Consider the following 5,059-nt stretch of genomic DNA (forward strand, 5'->3'; position numbering starts at 1 on the left):
ATGATCTGGACTGACACTTTTTCATTTGAATTCCTTATCAATTGAGATTTCCAGTGATTTTTGACCGTAGGCTAGCCTGATCAAACAGGTACATCCACAATTTGGCTGAGTTTCATGGGTAATCAAGTTATTTATAACCTGGCATCCATGAGCCTTCATTGCCAATTGCTCGGGTACCCCAGCTTCTTAAGGTCTCTTTTGTCCGCACAGGCAGGTCATGGCGAAGAAGAGCCTGCAAAAATCTGCAGCACCTGTGAGCAATTACGAAAAAAGGGACGGTTGACGACGACTGACATCCTCTTTTTTCACACCAGCCTGCTCAGTTTTTTCCTTGAAACCTCCCAGATAGAGATACCTCTCAAGAGTTCTCTGGTATTCAGTCCATTCCATCTCCTCACTGTTCATTTTCCGGCGCAACTGCTCTATCAGGTTCATCTTTGCGTCAAGATCATCAACAAAACTGAGTATCATGGCCTCAACGGTCATCGGTACGACAGGAGACCCGAATTCCTGCCGGCCATGGTGACTGAGAATCAAATGCTGCAGCTGCACAAGAAGGTCTCCCGGAAAATTTTTAATGCGTCCGGCTGTCTTCCCCACCAGTTCACAGCCGATAACAAGATGTCCCTTCAATCTGCCGGGCACAGTATACTCCACCACACCATCATTTGCCTGCAGTTCCTTCAATTTACCAATGTCGTGAAGCAGAGCTCCGGCAAGAAGGAGAGAACGATCCACGCCATCGTAATGATCTGCCAGAAGATGACAGAGCCGGGCCATAGAAAGAGAATGTTCAATCAGACCACCGATGTAGGCGTGATGTATACCTTTTGCCGCCGGGGCATCGCCAAAAATCCGCAGATCATCCTCGTGACCGAAGAAACGGGCCAGGAGTTTTTTTAGATACGGATTACTGACAGTCCTGATCAATGAAGACAGTTCATCGGCCATTTCTTTCCTGTTCCTGGGTGAAACCGGGAGAAATTCACCCAGATCAACCTCATCACGAGGCACAGACTGAACCCGATCGACCTTCAGTTGAAGTGTATCCCGGTACGACTGAATCACACCGGAAATCTTTACTATATTGCCGGCCTGACATATTTTCTGCAGTTCGAGAGCATTCTCCCACAGAGGTCCACTGACTTCGCCACTTCTGTCCATTACAGTCAGAATGAGATACGGCTTTCCCGCCTTCGTTTCTGCAAGCCGTGCCGACTTGACAAGAAAGAGATCATCAATCCGCTCCCCCTGTTTCAGCTGCTCAATAAATGTCTTTTTCTTCATTCAACCCCCGGTTACATTTCCCCTGGAAACAATTACAGTTCAGAGGTAATAAAATTACAAAGTTGCTACCCCTGTGACCAATTACGACCATTGTTATAAAATATATCGTAATGGTTTGAAATTAAATTATAATCACATTCTTTCATTTTCTGAAGCGCAGGATTGAGCTTCCGGTCAATATTTGCGGATAATAACCTCTGTAAAAGCCAAAAAGCAAGAATGGAAATTATTTCACCGCCACCGGATTCAGGTCTTGATCAAATCAGAAATCAGTGCAATAATGGCTGACTGTAACTCCCCGTAGAGTAGCAATAACTCTTTGATTTTATTGCCTGTGATTAATTTCGGCTGACTTTGTCACAGGGCAGCCCGAATTGATCGCACCTCAATCCTGTACTTCTAAAATACGGGACCGGAAAAACAATTGAACTCACCACACTTCTTATGAAAAAACAAATGATTATATCGGTTATGTCAAAGGACAGGCCTGGAATTATCGCCTCCATTACCGGCGCGATTTTCAAACTGAACGGTGATGTGGCAGATCTGAATCAGTCCGTTCTCTGTAACTATCTCAGTATGATTTTAAGTGTCTCCTTTCCCGAAAATGTCAACAAGGAGGACCTTATCGCGGCCATTTCCCATATCGAAACAGAATGCAGGTTCGAAGTTTCCATAAAGGAAATCAGCCCTGAAGAGGAAGAAATTCCGCCACCTGAGGAGACATATATCATGACCGTCCAGGGCCCGAACAGAGGTGGTCTTGTGCATGGTATCAGCCAGTTCTGCTACGACTATAATATCAATATCCTGGATCTGGTGACCACCCTGAAGGATGACCAGTACACCATGGCCCTCCAGCTTGACCTGAAAAACTGTACGGTTTCACTCAAACAGGTCCAGGAAGCACTTGAAGAATATTCCAGGCAGAGTGGGCAGAATGTCATGATGCAGCATAGCGATATTTTTCAGGTAACCAACGAAGTCACTTTTCATTAACCGAAACAGGAGAAAGCCACTATGCTCCGTTCAGACCAGATAATTGCGACCGTGGAGATGATCCAGAAAGAAAACCTGGATGTCCGCACGGTGACCATGGGTATAAATCTCCTGGATTGCCGTGGTGATTCCGTGCAGAGTACCTGTGACAATATAAAAAAAAGAATCAATGATCTGGCGGGAAATTTTGTCCCCACCTGTGACGCCATCAGCAGAAAATATGGTATTCCGGTTGTCAACAAACGAATTTCCGTAACCCCAGTCGCTTTTGTAGGCGCCGGCTTTGAAAAAAAAGGCTTTATTGAAATCGCGAAAAGCCTCGATGAGGCCGCCACTGATATAGGCATTGATATTCTCGGCGGATTTTCAGCCCAGCTTGAGAAGGGAATGACAGCCACCGACCGGGAGTTTATCGCTGCTCTGCCTGAGGCCATTGCTGAAACTGATAAAATCTGTGCTTCGGTTAATATCGCCACAACCCAGAAGGGCATTAACATGGATGCTCTGGCCATGATGGGCACCACCATCAAAGAGCTGGCCGAAAGAACTGCGGATTCCGGAGGATTCGGGGCAGCCAAATTCGTTGTTTTCTGCAATCAGCCCGGAGACAACCCCTTTATGGCCGGCGCCATTCACGGACTTGAAGAGGCTGATGCGGTTCTCAATGTCGGCGTCAGCGGACCGGGCGTCATCGCCCGCTCCCTTGAACGACTCATCGATAATCATCCTGAAAACGGAACTCTCCAGCTGGATGAACTGGCGGAAGAAATCAAACAGACCACCTTCCGGGTAACACGCTGCGGTGAGTTGATAGGCCGGGCCGTATCAAAATCTCTTGGCATTGAATTCGGTGTAGTTGACCTCTCCCTTGCCCCCACACCCACCATCGGAGACAGCGTCGGGGAGATTTTCAAGATCCTTGGTGTCGATAGTGTCGGCGCACCCGGCTCCACAGCAATTCTTGCCATGCTCAATGATGCCGTGAAAAAAGGGGGTATATTTGCCAGCAAAACAGTGGGAGGCTTGAGTGGCGCCTTTATTCCGGTCATGGAAGACGCTGTCCTGGCGGAAGCGGTGGGCAGCGGTGCCCTCTGCCTTGAAAAACTGGAAGCAATGACCTGTGTCTGCTCTGTGGGCCTTGACATGGTTGCCATCCCGGGCTCCGTTGACAGTGATACCATCTCCGCAATCATCGCCGATGAAATGGCCCTGGGGATGGTCAACTCAAAAACTACAGCGGCAAGGCTTATTCCAGTCCCCGGTAAAGAGGCAGGGGAACATGTCAGTTTCGGTGGTCTCTTTGGAGCAAGCCCCATTATTGAAGTGAGAAATGCGGGACAGTCCGCCCGCTTTATAGGTTGGGGAGGCCGAATACCGGCCCCAATTCACAGCTTTAAAAATTAAAGGTCATAAAGTCATCGAGTTGTTACCCCTGTGACCAATTACAATTAAAGGGGCGAGGATAAGCTCCTCACCCCTCTTCGCCACACGTTACTCTCTGCCCATGAGCAATTACAGCTCAGAGGCAATAAAATCATACAACTGCTGTCCCTGCGCGGAGTTACTCAGCCGCGATCCTTCCCCTCCATCATCAGATCCGGAGGCCCGAGCCAGGTGCCTTTCAGCAGCAGGTTAAAATAGGCCCATTTGAACATCAGCTTGGCCATATGATTGAGTTCTGTTTCCCTGAGCAGGTTCAACGGACCAACAGCCGGAAAAGGATATTTGCCAGTAAGAGGTTCAGTGTCATAGTTAAAATCAATAATGTAGGCTTTCCCGAAGCCCGATTCTATGAATCAGACGGCATGCCCGTCGGACCGGGCGTGCTGTTCACCTCCGGAAATGAAAGCCATGATGTTCTCATGCAGCACATCACCCTGGAAATGGGCAACAGCTCCCGCCTTTGAAGTAGGCACGTCCGTCCCGTCACCCAGAACCCATACATTATCATAGCCCTCCGGCTGCAGACTGTGCTTATCTACCGGGATATAGCCCATTGGATCAGAGACATCCGAATCAATCATAACCTGGGCACCGAAATTCGGTGGAATGGACACCAGCATATCATAGTCAACCTCGGTACCGTCGTAGGCCTGAATGACTTTCTTCTCATGATCCACCGAGCCTAAAGAGAAATTCGGCGTGATTTTAATATTTTTATCATGACAGGCACTGGTCAGGACCTTTGTCGCCACCGGCTTGGTGAAGGCTCCTGCAAGAGGTGTGACAAACTCGATCTCCACTTTGTCCCGAATACCTCTTTCATGGAAATACCAGTCAGCCAGAAAAGCAAATTCAAGGGGTGCTACAGGACATTTTATCGGCATCTCCGCTATATTCACCACCAGTTTTCCGCCGGTAAATTTTTTCAGCGCCCTGCCGAGAACCTGACAATCATTGTAACGATAGTAGCCATAGATGTCCTTACCCCAGCCCTCCTGAAGGCCTTCGACTTCCTCCGGTCTGATATCACATCCTGTCGACATCACCAGAATATCATATTTGAAAATCCCTTCCGTAGCCGTTGTAATCTCCTGTTTGTCCCAGTCAACCCCGGTAATCTCAGAGATAACAAAATCGATTCCAGGCTTGATGAACTCCCGCCGGCTTCTCCTGATATCCTTTGGTTTGTTGATGTCAAATGGCACAAAAAGAAAGCCGGGTTGATAATAATGGACATTGTCCTTATCAATCAGAGTAATGGACCATTCTTCATCCAGATCGCCCCGCATCTTGTTGGCCATCATGGTGCCTCCCGATCCCGCACCGAGTA

At 48.3% G+C, this 5,059-nt stretch carries 4 protein-coding genes; 2 read left to right on the forward strand and 2 right to left on the reverse strand.

Translation table 11 applies throughout. The features are described 5' to 3' along the window. Positions 1-261: 261 nt before the first annotated feature. A complete protein-coding gene (locus ACXLDX_RS10625; protein ID WP_457577159.1) occupies positions 262-1,287 on the reverse strand; it encodes a 3'-5' exoribonuclease YhaM family protein in 1,026 nt (341 codons plus the stop codon). A gap of 456 nt (positions 1,288-1,743) precedes the next feature. Here ACXLDX_RS10625 and ACXLDX_RS10630 point away from each other — a divergent pair, with 456 nt between their 5' ends. Continuing rightward, positions 1,744-2,286, forward strand: coding sequence for a glycine cleavage system transcriptional repressor (locus ACXLDX_RS10630; protein WP_457577160.1), 543 nt, complete (start codon positions 1,744-1,746; stop codon positions 2,284-2,286). Positions 2,287-2,307: 21 nt separating this feature from the next. Continuing rightward, the gene (locus tag ACXLDX_RS10635; protein WP_457577161.1) at positions 2,308-3,690 is read left to right on the forward strand and encodes a PFL family protein; all 1,383 of its coding nucleotides are present in this window, start codon (positions 2,308-2,310) and stop codon (positions 3,688-3,690) included. Positions 3,691-3,851: 161 nt separating this feature from the next. On the opposite strand, the gene sqr is transcribed toward ACXLDX_RS10635, so the two are convergent. Further along, positions 3,852-5,059 (reverse strand): type III sulfide quinone reductase, selenoprotein subtype (gene sqr / locus ACXLDX_RS10640; RefSeq protein ID WP_457577162.1); only part of this gene is annotated, 1,208 nt, incomplete at its 5' end.

The organism is Desulfomarina sp., assembly GCF_054039375.1.

Coding starts and splice junctions, on each gene's coding strand:
- ACXLDX_RS10635 (WP_457577161.1), top strand. CDS start 2,308: ATGCTCCGTTCAGACCAGATAATTGCGACCGTGGAGATGATCCAGAAA.
- ACXLDX_RS10630 (WP_457577160.1), top strand. CDS start 1,744: ATGATTATATCGGTTATGTCAAAGGACAGGCCTGGAATTATCGCCTCC.
- ACXLDX_RS10625 (WP_457577159.1), bottom strand. CDS start 1,287: ATGAAGAAAAAGACATTTATTGAGCAGCTGAAACAGGGGGAGCGGATT.